The 19238-nt window shown below is 60.6% G+C and carries 14 protein-coding genes; 8 read left to right on the top strand and 6 right to left on the bottom strand.

Going from position 1 to position 19238, the window contains the following annotated elements:
* Positions 1–148: 148 nt before the first annotated feature.
* Both dnaN and dnaA read right to left on the bottom strand, forming a co-directional pair.
* The gene (dnaN, locus tag WD012_RS03045; RefSeq protein WP_339562325.1) at positions 149–1273 is read right to left on the bottom strand and encodes a DNA polymerase III subunit beta; all 1125 of its coding nucleotides are present in this window, start codon (positions 1271–1273) and stop codon (positions 149–151) included.
* Between the two features lie 505 nt (positions 1274–1778).
* Positions 1779–3587 carry a chromosomal replication initiator protein DnaA gene (gene dnaA / locus WD012_RS03040; protein ID WP_339562324.1) on the bottom strand — a complete coding sequence of 603 codons (1809 nt, stop codon included), beginning with the start codon at positions 3585–3587 and terminating at the stop codon, positions 1779–1781.
* Positions 3588–3956: 369 nt separating this feature from the next.
* Here dnaA and rpmH point away from each other — a divergent pair, with 369 nt between their 5' ends.
* From rpmH to WD012_RS03000, 8 genes are all read left to right on the top strand, one after another.
* Positions 3957–4091: a 50S ribosomal protein L34 gene (gene rpmH, locus WD012_RS03035; RefSeq protein ID WP_015451361.1), complete on the top strand. Its 135-nt coding sequence runs from the start codon at positions 3957–3959 to the stop codon at positions 4089–4091.
* A 15-nt stretch (positions 4092–4106) separates the two neighbouring features.
* Entirely contained in the window at positions 4107–4544 is a 438-nt protein-coding gene (gene rnpA / locus WD012_RS03030; protein ID WP_339562323.1) for a ribonuclease P protein component, read from the top strand.
* 3 nt (positions 4545–4547) lie between these two features.
* Complete coding sequence (yidD, locus tag WD012_RS03025) at positions 4548–4862, top strand: membrane protein insertion efficiency factor YidD (RefSeq protein WP_339562322.1); 315 nt, start codon at positions 4548–4550, stop codon at positions 4860–4862.
* Positions 4863–4865: 3 nt separating this feature from the next.
* Positions 4866–5873: a membrane protein insertase YidC gene (gene yidC, locus WD012_RS03020; RefSeq protein WP_339562321.1), complete on the top strand. Its 1008-nt coding sequence runs from the start codon at positions 4866–4868 to the stop codon at positions 5871–5873.
* Positions 5874–5979: 106 nt separating this feature from the next.
* A complete protein-coding gene (locus tag WD012_RS03015) occupies positions 5980–6558 on the top strand; it encodes a Jag family protein (RefSeq protein ID WP_339562320.1) in 579 nt (192 codons plus the stop codon).
* 293 nt (positions 6559–6851) lie between these two features.
* Positions 6852–7562: a 16S rRNA (guanine(527)-N(7))-methyltransferase RsmG gene (gene rsmG / locus WD012_RS03010; RefSeq protein ID WP_339562319.1), complete on the top strand. Its 711-nt coding sequence runs from the start codon at positions 6852–6854 to the stop codon at positions 7560–7562.
* Positions 7563–8364: 802 nt separating this feature from the next.
* Positions 8365–9309 (top strand): ParA family protein, encoded by a 945-nt coding sequence (locus WD012_RS03005; RefSeq protein WP_339562318.1) that lies wholly within the window; start codon positions 8365–8367, stop codon positions 9307–9309.
* A 323-nt stretch (positions 9310–9632) separates the two neighbouring features.
* The gene (locus WD012_RS03000; protein ID WP_339562317.1) at positions 9633–10916 is read left to right on the top strand and encodes a ParB/RepB/Spo0J family partition protein; all 1284 of its coding nucleotides are present in this window, start codon (positions 9633–9635) and stop codon (positions 10914–10916) included.
* A 203-nt stretch (positions 10917–11119) separates the two neighbouring features.
* On the opposite strand, the gene trxB is transcribed toward WD012_RS03000, so the two are convergent.
* The 4 genes from trxB to WD012_RS02980 form a co-directional block, all read right to left on the bottom strand.
* Positions 11120–12058: a thioredoxin-disulfide reductase gene (gene trxB / locus WD012_RS02995; protein WP_339562316.1), complete on the bottom strand. Its 939-nt coding sequence runs from the start codon at positions 12056–12058 to the stop codon at positions 11120–11122.
* 155 nt (positions 12059–12213) lie between these two features.
* Positions 12214–16242, bottom strand: a complete 4029-nt coding sequence (locus WD012_RS02990; protein WP_339562315.1) for a lipid II flippase MurJ — start codon at positions 16240–16242, stop codon at positions 12214–12216.
* Entirely contained in the window at positions 16239–18569 is a 2331-nt protein-coding gene (locus tag WD012_RS02985; RefSeq protein WP_339562314.1) for a DUF6049 family protein, read from the bottom strand. The genes WD012_RS02990 and WD012_RS02985 overlap by 4 nt, the downstream gene beginning before the upstream one ends.
* The gene (locus tag WD012_RS02980; protein ID WP_339562313.1) at positions 18533–19183 is read right to left on the bottom strand and encodes an NUDIX hydrolase; all 651 of its coding nucleotides are present in this window, start codon (positions 19181–19183) and stop codon (positions 18533–18535) included. Before WD012_RS02980 ends, WD012_RS02985 begins: the two co-directional genes overlap by 37 nt.
* Positions 19184–19238: the final 55 nt, after the last annotated feature.

Raw genomic sequence — 19238 nt, 5'->3', positions numbered from 1 at the left:
GATCGTCCTGGACATCATGCCCTGCAAACCATCGTAGTGCAAGGCCGATCAGGGGCATCGCCGTCCGGGACAATCGCGTACACAGCAGGATTCCGCCACGCGCAAGGTTATCCACACCCTTGTGAGCGTCGGAATCCATGGAAACCGATCAGTTGGTGAACCGCATCGGCACCAGCAGGTACCGGTAGTCCATCGATTCGTCGGAATCCTGTTCCTGTTGCCCGTTGAATTCAACCGGCTTGATCGCGGTCGTCATCTTCATACGCACGAACGGTTCGGCGATCGCGCTCAATCCTTCGATTAGATAGGCCGGGTTGAAGGCGACCGTGATGTCGTCGCCGTCAAAATCGACATCGATCACGTCGCTGGCCTGGTTCTCGTCGGCAACGCCGGCGCTCAGGGTCAGCGAGCTGCCCGAAAACGCCATGCGAATCGGCGCGTTGCGTTCCGCCACCAGGGATACGCGCTTGATTGAACCGATGAGCTGCTGTTTGTCGATGACCGCCTGGATCGGGTATTCATCGGCGAACAGACGGTCGATCGCCGGAAACTCGCCATCGATAAGCTGTGAAGTCGAGATGCGGCCGGCGTTTTCGAACGCGATGAGCGACGGGTTGTCATCGTCGAAGTCGATGACGACGTTCTGGCTGTCGTTCAGGGTGCGGGCGACATCGCGCAGCAAGGAGCCGCGCAGCAGTGTGGAAGTCGAGACGTCCGGGTTTTCGGGGGACCAGGTGAAGGTCGCACGGGACAGGCGGAACCGGTCGGTCGATGTCATGACCACCTTGTCACCTTCGAACTGCATGTAGACACCGGTGAGTACCGGCCGCGTTTCTTCACGCGATACGGCGACGCAAGCCTGGTCTACGGCCTGATGGAAGGTTTCTCCGTCAACTTTGCCTAAAATTCGGGGAACGGACGGCAGATCGGGATATTCGCTTTCTGGCATGAGCTGCATCGTGAACCTCGCCTTGCCCGACGTGATGATCAGCGTCGAGTTCTCGGTGGCCAGATATGTCTTTTCCGAAGGCAGCGATTTGGTGATATCCGCCAGGATCTTGCCCTGGACCACACTGCTGCCGGCTTCGTCGACGCCCGCCTCGATATGGTCGCGTGCGGAGATTTCGAAATTGAACGTCGATAGCTGAAGCGTCCCGTCAATGGCTTCAAGCTTGATGCCGGCAAGGATCGGACTGGCCGGGCGGGCGTCGATGACCCGCGTGGTCCACGCGACGGCATCGGCGAGTGAGGTCGTATTTACTTCGACTTTCATGGTTCCTCATTTCGCTTGGTGTTCTGTGGCTATTCTAGCCGGACCCGGACGGGACGGTTTTCGAGCTGGAGCCGGCCGGTTGTCATGGTGATGATGAAACGTAAGTGAGAACAACAGTCTTCGTAATATAGCCTGTGGATGATGTGGATAAGTGGACGGATGTCAAGTACGAGAAGCGCTCAGACCCCGCTCAATGATGTGGATAACTTCCGGATATCGTGTGCATAACTGGGAGGGTTATCCACAGCGGAAACGACTCCGAAAAGTTATCCACACGATGGTTGAATCCATCCACGAGTTATCCACCGCCCAGACGCGGTTGCCCACGAGTTATCCGCAGCTTTTGCCCACAATTGTGCACAAACCTGTGGATAACTTTTCCTGATTTTTTCCACCACACGGTGTGTCGCCATCCACAATCGTGGACAAACAAAAAACCACGGAAAACCTGCGCCAGGCGGTCCTGTACCGGCCGGACAGCGCGGAAAACGGCGGGGAACCCTGTCTACTCGGCCGAGGAATGATGCTTGAGACGGACCGTCAGTTCCATGACGTAGTTGTACGTCTCCTGCTTCTCCTTCATCTCGTCGCTGATGCGGGTGTACGCATGCATGACGGTCGTATGGTCGCGGCCGCCGAATACCTCGCCGATATCGACCAGGCTCATGCTGGTCATCTCGCGGGCAAGATACATCGCAATCTGCCGCGCCAGGGCGACGTTCTTGGTACGCGCACGCCCCACCAGATCGTCGAAGGTCAGGTGGAAATACTTCGCCACCTGGGTGATGATGTCCGTCGGCTTGATCTCGACGTCGGTCGAGAAGAAATCCTGCAGGGTCTGCTCGGCCAAGGCGCGGGTCACCGGCTGGTTGTTGAGCGAGGCGACCGCGGACACGCGCGTCAGGGCGCCTTCGAGCTCGCGGATATTCTCCGTGAACCGTTCGGCGATCAGGTCAAGCACGTCGTTGGGGATCTTCATGTTGTTCATCATGGCGATCATGCGCAGGATGGCGATGCGGGTCTCCAGATCCGGCGGCTTGACATCGACGGTCAGACCGGATTCGAACCGGGAGATCAGCCGTGCCTCGAAGCCCTTGAGGTTCTTCGGCGCGACATCCGAGGCGATGACGATGCGCTTATTGGCCTGATACAGGGTGTTGAACGTGTGGAAGAAGCTGTCGAGTGTCGCTTCCTTGCCGCCCAGGAACTGGATGTCGTCGATGAGCAGGACGTCGACCTCGCGGTACCGCCGGTTGAACGCGGCGATTTGCCCCTGGGACTGGTTCGGGTTCTGCAGGGCCTCGATGAACTCGTTCGTGAACTCCTCGCTGGTGACATACCGCACCTTGAGCGAGGGGTCCTTGATCAGCGCGTAATTGCCGATGGCGTTCAGCAGGTGGGTCTTGCCCAGGCCCGAACCGCCGTAGATACACAACGGATTGAAATCACGTCCCGACCCCTCGGCGACCGCCATGGCCACCGTACGTGCGAAACGGTTGGAATCGCCGGGAACGAAGGTCTCGAAGGTGGCGTTCTTGTTCAGGTGGGTCTCCGGATCGAGCGCAGGACGATGCTGGTCGATATCGAAGTTCTCGCGCGGCTGCTGCCGCTCATATGAGCCTTGGTCGGCCGGCGGCTGCACGGCGGCGCCCGCCTGGTGTCCGGCGTATCCCGGCACATACTGGCCGTAGCGGTCGGCATGCTGCTGCCCGGTAAGCGGCTGCGCCGGCACATACCCGGTGTGGTACATGGCTGTCTGGGACTGCGGGTGTCCCGCTTGGCCCTGCCGGATTGTCGGGCTCTGCTGGGGCTGTGGCATCATCGGCGATGTCACCGGGGGTTCTGGTGATGCGAATTCCGCGAATTGCGGCTGGGACGCCTGCTGGGACCGCCATGCGACCGGCTGCTGGGGCGTCGCCTGCTCGGCGGCCGGGGAGACCGGGCTCTGGTGCTCGGCGTAGACGGGATTGTTCTGCGGCGCATAGTGCTCGCGGTCGTCCGGCATCGTGATCTCGGGTTCCGGCGCCAACGGCTCCGGGTGCGGCTCGATCTTGAACGCCGGGAACATGTCGCTTCCCGTGCTCAGCTTCAGCGCCTTGAGCAACGGTTGGTTCAGATCGGTCTGCAACGCCTTCTGCGTCGCGGCGTTGGCGACGGTCAGGACGATGGTCGTACCGAACACGGCTTCCGGGATGACCCCTTCGAACCAACCCTTGTCGCGGGCGGTCAGCGATTTGTCATGTTTGAGTACGGCAAGGGTATCCGACCAGATGCGCACGGCCTGGGTCGCCGGATCCTGCGAGCTGTTCGCCATGCGGCCCCGTCCTTTCCTGCGTATCATGTCGTTCCGCGTGTTGCGGATATATATCGTAGTGTATGTTTACACCGATGTCGCGAAGTTATCCACAGCCTTGCGTGTTGAAATGGCTGAATTGTGAATAACATTGATGTAATTTGTGGATAACTTCCGGCCGTATTTCGTTGTCATTGCAACGGTTTTGGAGCAATGTCGGGGTCATGGCGGCATGTGGAAAACTTCGGTGATTTATCCACATCCACCACCTGCCCGTTCCCCGGATGATGTGTCGTGTTGACGAATGGCCAGGGGTGAGAGTAGGTTAGTAGAGCTTGACTCATGAGGAGCCGTGCTTTTGCATGGCTGAAAAAACCGGGAGCATACATTATGAAGAGGACATTCCAGCCGAATAACCGCCGCCGTCACATGAAGCACGGGTTCCGCGCACGCATGCGCACCCGTTCCGGCCGCGCCGTCATCAACCGTCGTCGCGCCAAGGGCCGCAAGACCCTGTCTGCCTGAACCGGCGACTCCAGAGTGGAGCGGCTGAAAAGTCACCGTGACTTCGTCACCGTGCTGAAACGTCGCAACAAAGTCAGCGACCATGACATCGTCGTGCACTATTTGGTGCGCGACGATTCACATTCACGCCCAAAATCGCCGGATTCCGGCGATCCGGCGCAGACACTCACGCTGACACGAACCGGGCGTCCGCGGCCGGAACATGCCGACAGCCGGTCCGGGCGGCGTCTGGGACTGGCCGTATCCAAGGCGGTCGGCCATGCTGTTACCCGCAACGGCGTCAAACGGCGGTTTCGTGTGCTTGCACGGCAATACGAGCACCTGCTGCCGGAGCATTGCGATATCGTGATGCGGGCAAAACCGTCTGCCGCACGCGCGTCATACGCCTCGCTGGAGTATCAGGTCGCACACCTGTTCGCCGCGGTCGGCAAACGCGCCATACAAGGCAGGTGAATCGTGGCATCCCAGGCAGCACAGGCCGCCCGGCGGGCGATCCGCTGGTATCAACGGGTGATTTCCGCCAATAATCCGCCCTGCTGCCGGTATTATCCGACATGTTCGCATTATGCGTTGCAGGCCATTGAACGCTTCGGTCTGGTGCGCGGCGGTTTTCTGGCGCTGCTGCGCCTGTTGCGGTGCCGCCCGTGGAGCCGTGGCGGAATCGATGATGTTCCGCAGCGCTTTTCCCCGTTCTATCGCTATTCGTGGTCGAAGGCCCATGAGGGGCCTCGAGTTACGCCACTGGCCTCGCACACAAAGGAGATGGCCTGATCGATGAATACCAATACCGACCAGTTCTTGCTTGACAACGGCTTCTGGGGCTGGCTGTACAAGCTGCTGACCCCGGTCGAATGGCTGATGACCCAGATCATGGCCATCTTCCACAAGTTCCTGACCATGCTCGGCATGCCGGCAGTCGGTGCGTCATGGGTGCTGTCCATCATCTTCCTGGTGATCGTGGTGCACGCGTGCATCCTGCCGATTTTCGTCAGGCAGATGCGTTCGATGCGCAAGATGCAGGCGCTCCAGCCGCAGATGCAGCACATCCAGAACAAATACAAGGGCAAGAACGACCAGGCCAGCAAGGACGCCATGAGCCGGGAGCTGATGAAGCTCTACCAGGACAACGACGCCAACCCGGCCGGCTCCTGCCTGCCGATGCTCATCCAGGGCCCGGTGTTCATGTGCATGTTCTACGTGCTCTCCGCCATCGAATACATCGCCAAAGGCAAACGAGCCCCGCTCGGCGCGTTCGACAAGGCCACCGCCCAGCAGTTCTCCGACAGCTCGCAGTTCGGTGTGAACATCACCACGCGCTTCATGCATGCCGACACCCACGCGAAGATCGTCATCGGCATCTTCATCGCGCTCATGTGCTTCTTCATGTGGCTCATGCAGTTCTACAACATGCGCCGCAACCTGCCGCGCGCCTCCATGCAGGGCCAACAGTACCGCATGCAGCAGGCCATGACCTGGATGTTCCCGATCATGTACATCTTCTCCGGTCTGAACTTCCCGTTCGCCGTACTGATCTACTGGCTGACCAACAACGTGTGCAACTTCCTGCGCTCCCTGTGGCAGATCTACACCTTCCCCACGCCCGGTTCCCCGGCCGCGGAAGACAAGGAGGTCCGCGACCACAAGCGCGAGAACGCCCGTCGCAAGCGCGCAGGCGAGCCTTCGCTCGAGGAGGAGCAGCTCGAGAAGGCGAAGGCCGAGGCGGCCCGCCGTGAGATCGAAGGGTTCCAGCGGCAGCAACCCAAGCGCAAGAAGAAGAAATGACCTATCCGCCGCCGGTGTGTGGTCCATCCGCACGCCGGCGGCGTCTGTCGTGTTCCTTTCCCGCATCGATTAGACTTGACCCCATACAGCCAACAAGGAGTACTACATGGCACAGGATGATGAAAAGACGATCGACCAGCTCAATGACGAAGCTGATATCGCCGCCGACTATCTTGAGGGCCTGCTCGATATCGCCGATTACGACGGGGACATCGAGATGGGCATCCGCAACAACCGTCCCGTTGTGCAGATTGTCGCCGATGATGACAGCGATATCAAGCATCTGGTAGGCAAGAACGGCGAGGTGGTCGACGCGCTGCAGCAGCTGTCGAGGCTCGCGGTGCAGCAGAAGACGGGGGAGCGGTCGCATCTGATCGTCGACGTCGACGGCTTCCTCAAGCACAAGCGCCAGCACCTGCGTGACATCGCCTTGGACGCCATCGACGAGGTCCGTGAAACCGGCGAGCCGGTGGATCTGCAGCCGATGAACTCCTTCGAACGCAAGGTGGTGCACGATCTGGTCCGCGAGGAAGGACTGAAATCCCGTTCGCATGGCGAGGAACCGAACCGTCATGTCACCATCTATCTCAAGGCCGCTGCCAATGATGAGGATGATCAGGTCGACGAGAATCAGATTGGGCAGGACGAGTATGCCGATGCCGATGACGACCGGATTGATGCCTGATTCCTCGGTCCAGGCCGCGCTGGAACAGGAGATCTGATCCCTGGCATATGACAGGCTGTCCGTGTCACCGAGGTGTGGCGTGGGCAGCCTGTGGCATATGTGCAGGGCCGTGATGTGGATGGTGGTGCGGACGCCAGTGCGGGCGATGAGCCATAATCTAAATATCTACTGAACGTATACTGAATGTATGTTGAACGCCGCGGCTCGACAGGGGCTGACGGCCGCGGGTGGTTTGCCGCCGGGCTCATCCGTGGTGTGGGATACATTGATACCGTTGACGAAGGACGATGATCATGAAACCAAGCGAAATCGATACAGCCGCTGATTCCCCCGAAGAACCGTACGATGAGCTCGATGGTTCGCCGATTGTACAGCAGGTGCTTGGCTCGGCGTTCCCCGCGCTTACCGTGTTCCATGACAAACTCATGGCTGAAGGTGAGCCGAGGGGATTGATCGGGCCGAGGGATATCCATATCATCTGGGAACGGCATATCCTTAATTCTGCTGCCATCGTCCCGTTCGTCCGCAAGGCGGTCGCCCACGATGTCGACAAGGCCGTCGCCGATGTCGGCAGCGGCGGCGGATTCCCTGGGTTGGTGGCGGCGGCATGCCTACCCGAATGTACCTTCACACTCATCGAGCCGATGGAGCGTCGCGTGGCGTGGCTTGAGGAGTGCGTCGGCAAGATGGGTCTCGAGAATGTCGTTATTATCCGCGCTCGCTCCGAAGAGGTCATTGACCGGATCCGGAAGCACACACTCAAGCCGTTCGCCGCCGTGACGTGTCGCGCTGTCGCCCCGATGACCAAGCTGTCGGGATGGACGCTGCCGCTGCTCAAACCTCATGGCCAGCTCATCGCGCTCAAGGGGCGTTCCGCGGAGGCGGAGATCGAGAAGGCGGACAAACAGATTCGACGCTTCCATGGGGTGCATCCACGTGTATGCCTCGCTCCGGTGGGGGAGGGTCTTGAACCAACCCATGTGGTGTTGGTCGATAAGCAATAGCATCGGTATGGGAATCGGCGGATGTTTCACGTGAAACATCCGCCGATATGTATCTGCAACTGTGTACGCACCGAAACGTAGACGATGCGGGTGTTTCACGTGAAACACCCTACGGAATTGGTCCAGACACTTCATGTCTGTGGAGTGCCGCCGCATTCTTGTCTGCTTGATGTTTCACGTGAAACATCTGCTGGATGCTGCGACGTCAGCGAATGAGTGCTGACGTAGGCGCGGGAATTATCATGTGGATGATGGTTTCACATGAAACATCATGATGTGAGGGTGGAGTGTGAGGTGCATGCTGTAGCTCTATGGTGAAGGCTATCGCGTAGGTCTCTTGTCGGGGTGAGTGTTTCACGTGAAACAATCACCTCTGCTGAATTGTGGGGAAGTGTGGACGGTGACGCGGGCGCTAGGTATGTCTTGATGTTTCACGTGAAACATCATTGGCGTTATATGACGGCGATGGGACGGATATGGTCGCAGATCGCTGTGAAGCAGAGTAGAATCGTTGCGTGTGCCGAATGAGGTTATCCACAATATGTGGGGTGCCGAAAAGTTGTGCACATCCGGGCGTTAACCTATTGGACATGGAGAAAGTGCGGAAAATAGAGCGTTTGGTGAGTCAAGATCTGGGTTATCCACAGAGTTGATAGACATTATCCACAATTATCCACATGTCCGTGGATAGCGTACCGGGCATGTCCAGTACCGTGGCGAAACTGGAACAATCACGTATCAAGGAGGAGCTGTGTCGTCAGCCGTACACCGTTCATCAGGTTCTGAGCAAGGGGGACAATCGATGGATTCCGCATCAGATATCATCCGGCGCATTTTCGGCGATCAAATCGATACGCTGGGTGGTGAGATTGCAGAGGCGACGACACGGTACGATGCACTGCATATGGTCGAATTCCCCAAGCCTGCGCAGACCAGGCGTATCGCAGTCGCCAACCAAAAGGGCGGGGTAGGGAAGACCACGACGACGGTCAACCTGGCTGCGGCGTTTGCGGAAAGCGGTGCGCATGTACTGGTCCTTGACATGGATCCGCAGGGCAATGCATCGACGGCACTTGGTGCCAAGCACATCTCAGGCGAACCCTCGATCTATGATGTCATTGAAGGGCGCATGTCGATCGCCGAAGCCATCCAGCGGTGCCCGTCGTTCGAGACGCTTGACGTGGTGCCGGCCTCCATCGACCTCAGCGGCGCTGAGTTGGAGATCGCCGATCTGGGGAATCGTACCGAACTGCTCAAGCAGGCTCTCGATACCTATCTCGAATCGAGCGACCAACGCTATGATTATGTGTTTATCGACTGTCCTCCGAGCCTGGGGCTGCTGGTCATCAACGCGATGTGCGCGGTGACTGAAGTGCTGATTCCGATCCAGGCCGAATATTATGCGCTCGAAGGGCTCGGCCAGCTCATCAACACCATCGGGCTGGTGCAGGAGCATTACAATCCAGTGCTGCTGGTGTCCACCATGCTGGTGACGATGTTCGATCGCCGCACCATCCTGAGCAGGCAGGTCTATGACGAGGTCAAGAGCCATTATCCGAATATCGTGCTGGATACGACGATTCCCCGTTCGGTGAAGATATCGGAAGCGCCGAGCTTCCAGCAAAGCGTCATCTCCTATGATGCCCATGGCATGGGAGCTATCGCCTATGGGGAAGCGGCGTTGGAAATGGCAAGACGTTCTCCCGCTGTTCTGGCGACTTTGGAAGCGAAACGAGGTGAGCACTGATCATGGCATCGAAATCACGGCTTGGCAAGGGGCTGGGTGCACTGTTCCCTACACTTCCCGGAGATCCCAATCAGACAGCGCAAGCGTCTGACGCCCAGAAAGCGGCAACGAAGAATACGGCAGACAACGCTGCGGCGAGGAACGGTGTTTCACGTGAAACATCGGAAATGAAGCATGTTTCACGTGAAACACCGCATGATGTCTCAAGCAATTCCGCAGGGCAACAAGAACATGTTTCACGTGAAACATCCCACAAGGCCGGTGGGCAGTCACAACGTGGTTCACGCGAGCCGCAACAATCCTCCGGTCATACCAAGAAACGGATGAGTATTCCGTCGTTGCAGACGATGGCGCATCCGAGCGACCTGTTCTTCGGTGGATCGGATGACGCGCAGGCGGCTGAACGGCGGCCGGCTGGCGCATCGTCATCTGCATCGAATCGCACCAAGGATATGCGGCGGATGACACAGGTCATCACCGATGCAGTGCAGACATTAGGCCAGCATGAGAGCGCGATGACTGCCGACCATGCTGAAGCGAAGGCGGACGCGTTATCATCGTCGTCAACAGTGGAAACCGAGAGCGGAATCGATGTTTCACGTGAAACATCGACTGAACCGACACCGGAAACCGAGGATGGTGCGGGCAAAGAACAGGAATCCGAGGAACTCAAGCCGGTCCAAGGCGGGTATCTTGCCGAACTGAAACTGAGCGATATCGGTCCGAACAAGGAACAGCCGCGTACGATCTTCGATGAGGACGAGCTGCGTGAACTCGCCGATTCCATCCGTGAAGTCGGGGTACTGCAACCCATCGTGGTCAGAAAGAGACCTGTGGAACAGATCAAGGCGAGCCGACATGATGCTGACTCTTCCGAGCACTCGGACACGCCGACGGAACTGCATCCCCTCGCCTTGCATATGGACAGCCCGTACGAGCTCATCATGGGGGAGCGTCGCTGGCGCGCCTCCCAGCTTGCTGGTCTGGAGACCATTCCTGCGATTGTGAAAACGACGTCGGACAACCATATGCTTCGCGACGCCCTGTTGGAGAATCTTCACAGGGTCGCCCTCAATCCGTTGGAAGAGGCGGCGGCCTACCAGCAGATGATTGACGAGTTCGGGCTGACCCAAGCGCAGCTGTCGACTTCAGTCTCGAAGTCGCGGCCGCAGATCGCCAATACCCTGCGACTGCTGAATCTGCCGGCCGCCGTCCAGAAGAAAGTCGCCGCAGGCGTGCTGTCAGCAGGCCATGCCCGGGCGTTACTGGGATTGGGTAGCGAGGAGGAGATGGAACAGCTCGCCAACCGGATCATCGCCGAAGGCCTGTCCGTTCGTAGCACCGAAGAAATCGTCGCTATGAAAACCGTCGAGGGTGACCAGGCGAAGCAAGAGAAAGCCAAGGCGCCGAATCCCTGGAAGGATTCCCCGATCCGCCAGAATCTCGAACAGCATTTTGATACGAAAGTCTCGATCAAAGGCAACCAGAAACACGGCAGAATCGAGATATCGTTCTCATCTCCCGACGATATGCAGCGCATCCTGGATCTTCTCATGCCCGGGCAGAACAAGACAGCCGACCAGACGTCGGAATCGTCATGGGTGTGATCTGCGAACGCGATAATCCGTGAACGCGGTGGTTGCACATCCGGTGACGGCAAGGATTGCCGGGAAGCAATCGTGACGACAATGGGGGCTTGATACCAATGCAGTGCATTGGTATCAAGCCCCCATGTTGATGCGCCGTTTCAGGCGGTTGAAGGTGTATCAGGACCGCTGGTGCTGGTGCCGGTATGGTCCTGATACGGCACTCATCCGAGATCGGTGAGGTACGTCTGGGCATCGAGCGCAGCGCGGCAGCCCATGCCTGCAGCCGAAATCGCCTGCCGATAGACACTGTCCACCACATCGCCGGCGGCGAAGACGCCGGGTACATTGGTGTGCGTCGAAGCGCCGTCGACCATGATGAAGCCGTGCTCATCAAGCTGAAGCGCTCCGTCAAGGAACTCGGTGGCCGGTGTGTGCCCGATGGCGACGAATACGCCATTCGCCGCCAATGCCGATTCGGAACCGTCAACCGTGTCGCGAAGAATCACGGACTGGACACCGGTATCGTCACCTTCGATACGTTCCACTACAGCGTTCATCCGCAGGGCGATACGCTCATTCGCCTGGGCACGGTCGACCAGGATCTTCGAAGCACGGAACGTGTCACGTCGGTGCACCACGGTGACCGATGACCCGAATCTGCTGAGGAAGTCGGCATCGGTCAATGCGCTATCGCCTCCGCCGACGACGACGATGGGCTTGCCGCGGAAGAAGAATCCGTCGCAGGTCGCGCAATAGGATACTCCACGTCCCGCGAACTGCTCCTCTCCGGGCACTCCCAGCTTACGTACCCGGGAACCGGTGGCGACCACCACGGCACGGGCGGTGATGGTATCTGCGCCATCCAAGGTGAGCGTCTTGGCATTGCCCGTGAAATCAACGCTGACCACGTCATCGTAGATGATGTTGGCCCCGAAGCGTTCCGCCTGCTTGCGCATGGCATCCATGAGATCCGGACCCATAATGCCCTCGGGGAACCCCGGGTAGTTCTCCACCTCCGTGGTGTTCACCAGTTGTCCGCCGGGGGTGAGAGCGCCGGCGATCACCGTCGGCCGGTATCCGGCTCGACCCAGGTAGATCGCGGCCGTATACCCGGCCGGGCCCGAACCGATAATCGCAACGTCTGTCATCTGTGCTGTCATGCGTCCTAACCTAGCACGAATCGGCTGAAATGCTTGCGCTGGCAGCTGAGTGTGGACACCTTGGTATTCCTGCAATCGGGCGCGCAATACCGTCACAATACCGTTCGGCCCCCGATCCTTTGGGAATCGGGGGCCGAACAAGGCATCCACCACGGTCAGTACAGCTCCACCTTGTTGATATACAGCTGGTTGCCCGGAAGACTGTCACGCGGGACCCACATCAGGAAATCCTGGCTCTTGACGGTCTTGGTCAGTTTGACCTCGGTCGTGCCGCTGGCATCGAAGGAGAACTGAGCGACCTGCTCGCCCTGGGTCGGGTCGGCGGTCGTGTTCGCATACAGGTAGCCGGTGCCGCCGGACGACCTGATCGACACCACGAAACGGTATACGCTTTCGGGTTCGCTCAGATGCATGTAATAGCCGAAGCCATCCTGCCCGCCGGGCCTGGTAAGGAATTCCTGCTTGTCGATGGTATACGGGGTGTTGTTTTCGGGAACCGTCGGGCTTGGGACCGCCGAAGCGTCCTTGTCGGCAGTGATGACCTTGCCTTTGCCGGAGCTTGCCGAAGAGCTCGTGGCGTCGCTGGTGGGGGTGCTGCTGCCGAAGGGGACCTTGTCCAGATTCTGGGAAGGCCATGCGCTCGACTGCTTCGCCGTCCCGATAGAGGTGCCTCCGGAAAGGCTGTGCAAGGCAAGTCCGGCCGCGGCGGCCACAACCACAATGACGATGACGATGGCGACGACCTTGGTGCTGAACCGGCCGAACAGCGTCTCGTCAGCGACATCGTCCTGCGCTGCCGGATTGTAGGAGCTATGCTCCTCGTGCTCCGGCTCGACAGTCGGGGTGAAACTCGGCGGGCGGCTGATTGGCGTACTTGCTGCGAGAATCTGTGTCTGTTCGTCTTCAAGGGCGCGCCGGGATTCATCACCCGGCTCCACCGGCAGGCCGTTCGCGTCGAATACCGGAATCCGGCTGGTTGATTCAACGGTTGACGGCGGCTGGAGACGGTGGGCGTTCTTCGCCGCCTTGCGGGCGAAATCGAAGCGCATGGTCGCCTGCGTATCCGTATACGGGTCGGACGGCACGTTGAAATTGGGGAAAATCGCGTTATCCGGGTCGGGGACCGAAGGGGCCATGATATTGGCGACTTCGGCTGCGGCGATGTCGTGGAAATCATAGTCGCTGCTATCCGACGGATCGGGATGGGGCAGCGGCGGCTGCCGGTTCGGGTTGCGTGGTGCGGCCTGGCTGTTTTTCATCCATTCCGCGGACTCCTGTTGCATGGCCTGTTGCATGGCCTGCTGACGTGCGGCGAGATCCTTGGCGTGCTGGTCGTCCGTCTCCTTCTGGGACGGCAGCGGCACCGCAGCGGGGATCGCACCGACCTGGGCGGCCTGCGCCTGGGCGTACGCGTGCTGCTCAAAAGACGAGGAAAGATCCTGCGGGAAATCGAGGATATGCTCGGGCACCGGGGCACGGAGCGCCGCTGCGGCGATGGAACATTCCGCGTCGACGCTCGGCAGCGCGATATCGCTGTTGTGCAGTTCGGTGAGGGGCTTCCAGTTGCCCAGCAACGCGGTCAGCTCGGCGAGGGATTCCATGGGGACAACGCCGGGCTCGCCTGCGGCGCCGAGACCGCGATGGCAGATCAGGCGGAATTCGCCCGGGACATCCGGCCCGAGCCGGTTGAGGTCGATCGGGGTTTCCGTGGAGGATGGTGTGCGGGTGATCAGCGCGTACAGCACTGCGGCGAGCTGCCGCGTGGCGAGGCGTTCCGGGCTGAGCCCGGCCGGCGCGTGCGAGGTGTCGGCGAGCATCGGGCTGATGGTCGCGTCGGCGAGCTGGACGCCGTTGGCCGTCAGACGGATGGTGTCGGTGCTCAGCGAATAGTGGGACAATCCATCGACCAGCAGCTGGCGCATGGCCGAAGCGGTCTCGCCGAGAATCGAGCGAATCGCGGCCTGGCTGAGCGTCTTGGATGCCGGGCCGTGGAAGTAGTCGGTCAGGGACAGGCCGTTATCGACCGCTGTGATGATGATCGACACGTCCCCGCGATGTTGGAGCTGGAGCACCTGGGTATACCGCCGGTTGCGCGACAATGCCAGTGAGGATGCGATGGCGTCGACCATGGGGATGGCGTCGGCGTCGGTGACGATGAACAGCTGGCAGTCGCGGGCGAGGACGCGGTCGTTCGCCTTCCATGCTTGCAGGCCGGGTTCGTCGCGCAGCAATGACACCAACGTGTACCGGTTGATAATGGTGTCTCCCAGTTGTGGCTTCATAGGTTCCTTCGGCTCCATATCGAGAACATCGCGAGATCGTGGTGCAATAGTTGTCATTCTACTGACGGGAGTGGTCGAAACCGCGGCAGGGGCCGCCGCGGTTCCGTGCCCGTCGAATACCGGCGTATCGGGCTGGCCATGGGACGCGGTGGACGGTTGTTCCACGCTGTCCTCGGCGGTATGCTCGGCGCGGCTTGTGACGGCTGCCGCTGCCGGTGTGGCTGCCGCTGCCGTGGAACGGCGGTTCAGACGGTTGCCCAGCGATGCCATCAGGCCGATCAATTCCTCGGTGTGCATCCCCCACAGCGCCCCGACGAATATCACGGTGACGATGATGGCGAGCAGGGCGCAGGCCGCCACGGCCTGGATCCAGTTCATGTGGCGCGCATTGCCGTTCAGGTCGGCGCCGACCAGATGGTAGATCGGCGTGCGCAGCCACAGGCCGACCACGATCGCCGCCACGGTGGCGACGCCGGCCTTGATGAAGGACATCGCGATACGACGTCCGTCCAGACGGTTCTCGAAGCGTTTGCGCAGCATCCATACGAGCAGCGGGAACGACAGCACGTAGGCGATGGTCACCGCGACCCCGCGCATCATGGTCCAATGCAGCGGCGACATGGTGTGCGTGACGATCAGCAGGACGAGCATCTGAATACTGAGCTGGACAGCCATGAACACGAACGGTGAACGCCCGTCCTCGAAGGCGTAGAAGGTGCGCTGGATGATCAGATAGGCGCTTGACAGCGGCAATGACAGGGACAGCGCAATCATCGGCCCAGACATGAGCTGGGCTTCGCCGACGCTGATCGAGGGTAGCAGAGCCAGGGAGACCGGCACGGACATCACCACGAAGACGGCGGTGAAATAGCTCATCAGCAGTGAGACGTTACGCAGCGCGTCACTCAGATCCGCACGGGCGGTATCCATATCATTGTCAGCGACTGCTCGGGAAATTTTCGGGAATACCGCAGTCGCCACAGAAACCGCAATCAGGGAATACGGCAGGATATAGATGGTGAACGCGTTCTGGTATGTGGCATTGCCCGCCACCAGCGTTTCATCGATGCCATACAGCTGATGCGCGCGCAGCGGGGCGTTCGTCGTGATACGGGTCGAGATGATGGTCAGCAGCTGGTCGACACCGACAATGCCGAGACTCCACGCCGCGACCGATCCCATGGACCGCAGGCCGATGCCGTGCACGCCCCAACGCCAGCGGTAGCGCAAGCCCAGACGGAACAAAGGGATGAACAACACCAGCGCCTGGATTGCCACGCCCAGCGTCCATGTGCCGGCGGTCAACATGATCTTGTCCGATGTCCAGAAGCTCAACGGCTGCCTGTCAGCCTTGCCGAACAGCACGATGAACAGCGTGAACCCGGCGCAGCTGACGATATTCGCCGCGACCGAACTCCACGCATACATGCCGAAATGGTTCTTCGCCGCCAGAATCTGGCCGAGCACCGTATACAGGCCGTAGAAGAAGATCTGCGGCATGCACCACAGCGCGAAGGCATTGGTCAGCGCGAGCATATCCTGGCCGCCGTTCGCATACAGGCGGGTGAACGCCGGCGTCGTGGCGGTCAGCAGCATCATCACGATGGTGATGCCGGCAAGCAGGGCGATCGCGAAGGTGATGAGCTTGTTCAGGCGATCCTCGGCGTCCTCCTCCTTGAGCGTGCGCACGATCTGGGGAACAAGCACCGCGTTGAAAATGCCGCCGGAAATCAGCGTGAAGATCACCTGCGGGATCATCGAGCCGGCCTGATAGGCGTTTGCCGCCATGCCGGTCGTACCGACCGCGGCGGCAAGGAGAATGGTGCGGATCTGGCCGGTCAGTCGCGAGGCGGCCGTACCGATGGCCATAACCAGGGAGTTATGCCCTATTGAGGAACTCATTCGTCAGGATCTTTCTTCCGGTTGAATTGGCGCCAAAGGCCGAGGACGCCCAGCAGGACAGCTGCGATGATGAAGGCGATGCCCGTCTTGTCGCTGATCTGCAGGGAGCTGGTGATGGTCGTGGTCTGCGGCGAGGAGAAGTCGTTGCCGGCGCGATCCTGCAAGGTCAGATGGACGTTGGTGGTTCCCGAAGTGGCCACGCGGATTGTGAATGTCACCTGTGCCTCGCCTCGCGCCGGTACGGTGATGTAAGCGTAGCGGCTGGTGACGATTTCCATCGAATCGGTCAGCGACGAGACCCTGACCCGGACCGGATACGGTCCGGCGTTGCTGATGGTGACCGGCAATTTCGCCGTCTCGCTGACCACCGTGACCGTATCGGTCGGGGTGATGGTGATATTGCCGAACAGCTTCGAGGACAATCCGGCGGCGGCATCGCTCATGCGCTGGGCGAGTGCCGTGTGCCCGGAGAGTGCGAACAGCGCCATACGCGATTGCAGGGAGGACAGGCAGGCGGTCCATGCGTCGGGTCCTTCGGCACTGGTCTGTGCGATCCTGCTCGCGTCGTGGCGGGCGAGGGACTGCTCGTCGCCGCTGCGCGACGTGCTTGCGGCGGCGCTGCCCGAGGCGGACGGCGAGGAACCGGGCGTGTCGGATGACAGGATGTCGTCCTTGAATCGCTTGAGATTGTCGACATCCTGGGCGAACGCCGCAAGCACGGCTTCCAGACGTTTGCGGCATGCGGCGCTGATGCCGGATGATTGCGGGACGAGCTCAGCCGCCGACTGCCCGCTGCGGTACGCGTCCGCCGCCATCAGGGTGCCCAGGTCGGTCAGGTTGAGCCAGCTCGCCTGTTCGACGGCGCTCATCAGCGAGTCGATGAACCCGGTGGACGCTCCGATATCAAGGCACACCAGCAGGTTGCGGGACGTGTACGGTTGTTCCATCTGGTAGAACGCGCTCTGCGCGATGAACCGCGCGAGTCTGCCGGCATCGCTGGTCTCGCTGTCCGCCTCGCTGCTGGTCGCCTTGCCCCGGGCCAGGCCGGTCAGCTCCTGCTGGGCGACCAGTACGGTGATATCGCCGGCATCCGTGGACACCACGTACTTGCCGGTGTGTACGGTGCCCGAGGTGCCGGCGCCATAGCCGGATGTGGCGATTACGGTGTCATAGCCGGCCTGGCGTGCGGTGGCCAAGGCGCTTTGGGTCCACCGGGCATGGCCCTGCATCGCAATCGTCTGGCGTTTCGCCGTCGTGCTGCCCACGGCGGAACGGTACGCCGACAGGCCGGCCGACGCATCCCAGTCCGAGGTCTTCACCCCGGCTTTCGTGTAGCTGTCCGGCGAATCGAGTGCCGCATACGCGGTGATGTCGAACATGCCCGGCTGCATGATTGCCGCGGTCTGGGTGGGCATGGACATGGCTTGCAGATACGACGGATCGGCGAGGACCTGAAGTTTGGTGTGCTTGGTGAGCAGCTGTGACTGGGCGCGTTCGGTCTTGGCGATGTCGCCGGCAGGGGAGACCGCCCCGGCGACGGAGCCGCTGTTCAGCCAGGAGGTTTCCGCATTGAGGATATTGGTGACGCTGGCGCTGTTGGCCTGCCATGTCTTCGACCCGAGCGGTTGCACGATGGTGATCCCCATGGCAGGGGTGTCGGCCGTCTTCAGGCCGTCCGACGAGCGTGTCAGGAAGGTGTGCAGCGATGCCTCCTTCGCCCGCGTCCCGTCGGCCTGCACGCCGGGGGCGTAGGTGATGCGCACAGGTTTCGGCCCCCAGCTGGTGATGGCGGCCAATTGCTGGGAGGTGGCATCGATATCAATGGTGACCGTGGCTGTGCCGTGGGCCGCGATGGTGCCGACGTCGGCCTGCGCGAGCCGGTCCGTCATCGGGATCCTGGATTGCCCTTGCGCCCAATCCTGGATGTCCGTACGGGACACGAATGTGTAGAAGGCGTTCGTGGACACGGTGACGGTGCCCGCTTCACTCGCCGTGGTGCCGGTATTGTGCACGGTCAGGCGCAGATGATACCCGGAGGATGCCGTGACGACGGGGGTGACGCTGTCGATGGTCATCGTGGTGCCGGCGGCCGACACGGAGGACGCCGCGGCGGTGCTGTTCGCCGTTGCGTTGCGGGCATGTCTGGCGGCCGGCGCCTGCGTACTGGCCACGGCGGCGGCACAGCCGAAGACGGACGGCAGCATGACCGCGAGCACGATGGCGACCAGCAGGCATAGGGCATGCCTCACCCGCGCCCTGATATCGTCGTGATGTACGGGGTAGTTCAACGTTATGCCTGCCTGTTCAGTTTCCTCGCGTAAAGCCATGCGATCTTGCGTTCATTAGGATAGCTGAGCACATTGTCCAGATCCTCGAACTTCACCCAGATGACGTCCTCGGCCTCATGGTCCGGATCGCCGGCCACCGTGAGCTCGCCGCTGATGCGGCGAAGCGCATAATGGTGCACCAGCTTGTGCACGCGTTGGCTGGTGCCGGTGAACCAGTAGTCGATCGTGGCGATGGAATCGACCACCTCGCCAAGGATCCCTGTCTCCTCGTGCACTTCGCGGACCGCGGTCTGCTGCGGGGTCTCGCCTTTTTCGATATGCCCCTTGGGCAGGCACCATTCCAGGTGGCCGCTGCGCGAATGGCGGGCGATGATCGCGACACGCCCCTGGTCGTCGAACACCAGACCGCCGGCGGAATACTCGCGGACGACCGGCAGCTCCTGGGTGTCCAGGGAGGCGAACGTCGCGGGCATGTCCCCGGTGCGGCGTTGCGGCATCAGCGCGGGAGTAGGGGCGCCGGGCTCTTGGTTCTGGTAGCGTACCGGCCGTTGCGACTGCGACGTATACATCAACGTGTCGGCGGCCGGCCCGTTTTGGGTACGCTTATCCGCAGCATTGGCGAGCATGCGCGCAAGGTCTGCGGGAGTAATCATGTCTTCCACCATACTCAAACCAATGTGCAGGTGGAGTGACGGTATGCTTGAAGGC

Source organism: Bifidobacterium thermophilum, from assembly GCF_037482445.1.
Classification (GTDB): Bacteria; Actinomycetota; Actinomycetes; order Actinomycetales; family Bifidobacteriaceae; genus Bifidobacterium; species Bifidobacterium thermophilum_B.
This window is presented reverse-complemented; position numbering and strand designations above follow the sequence as displayed.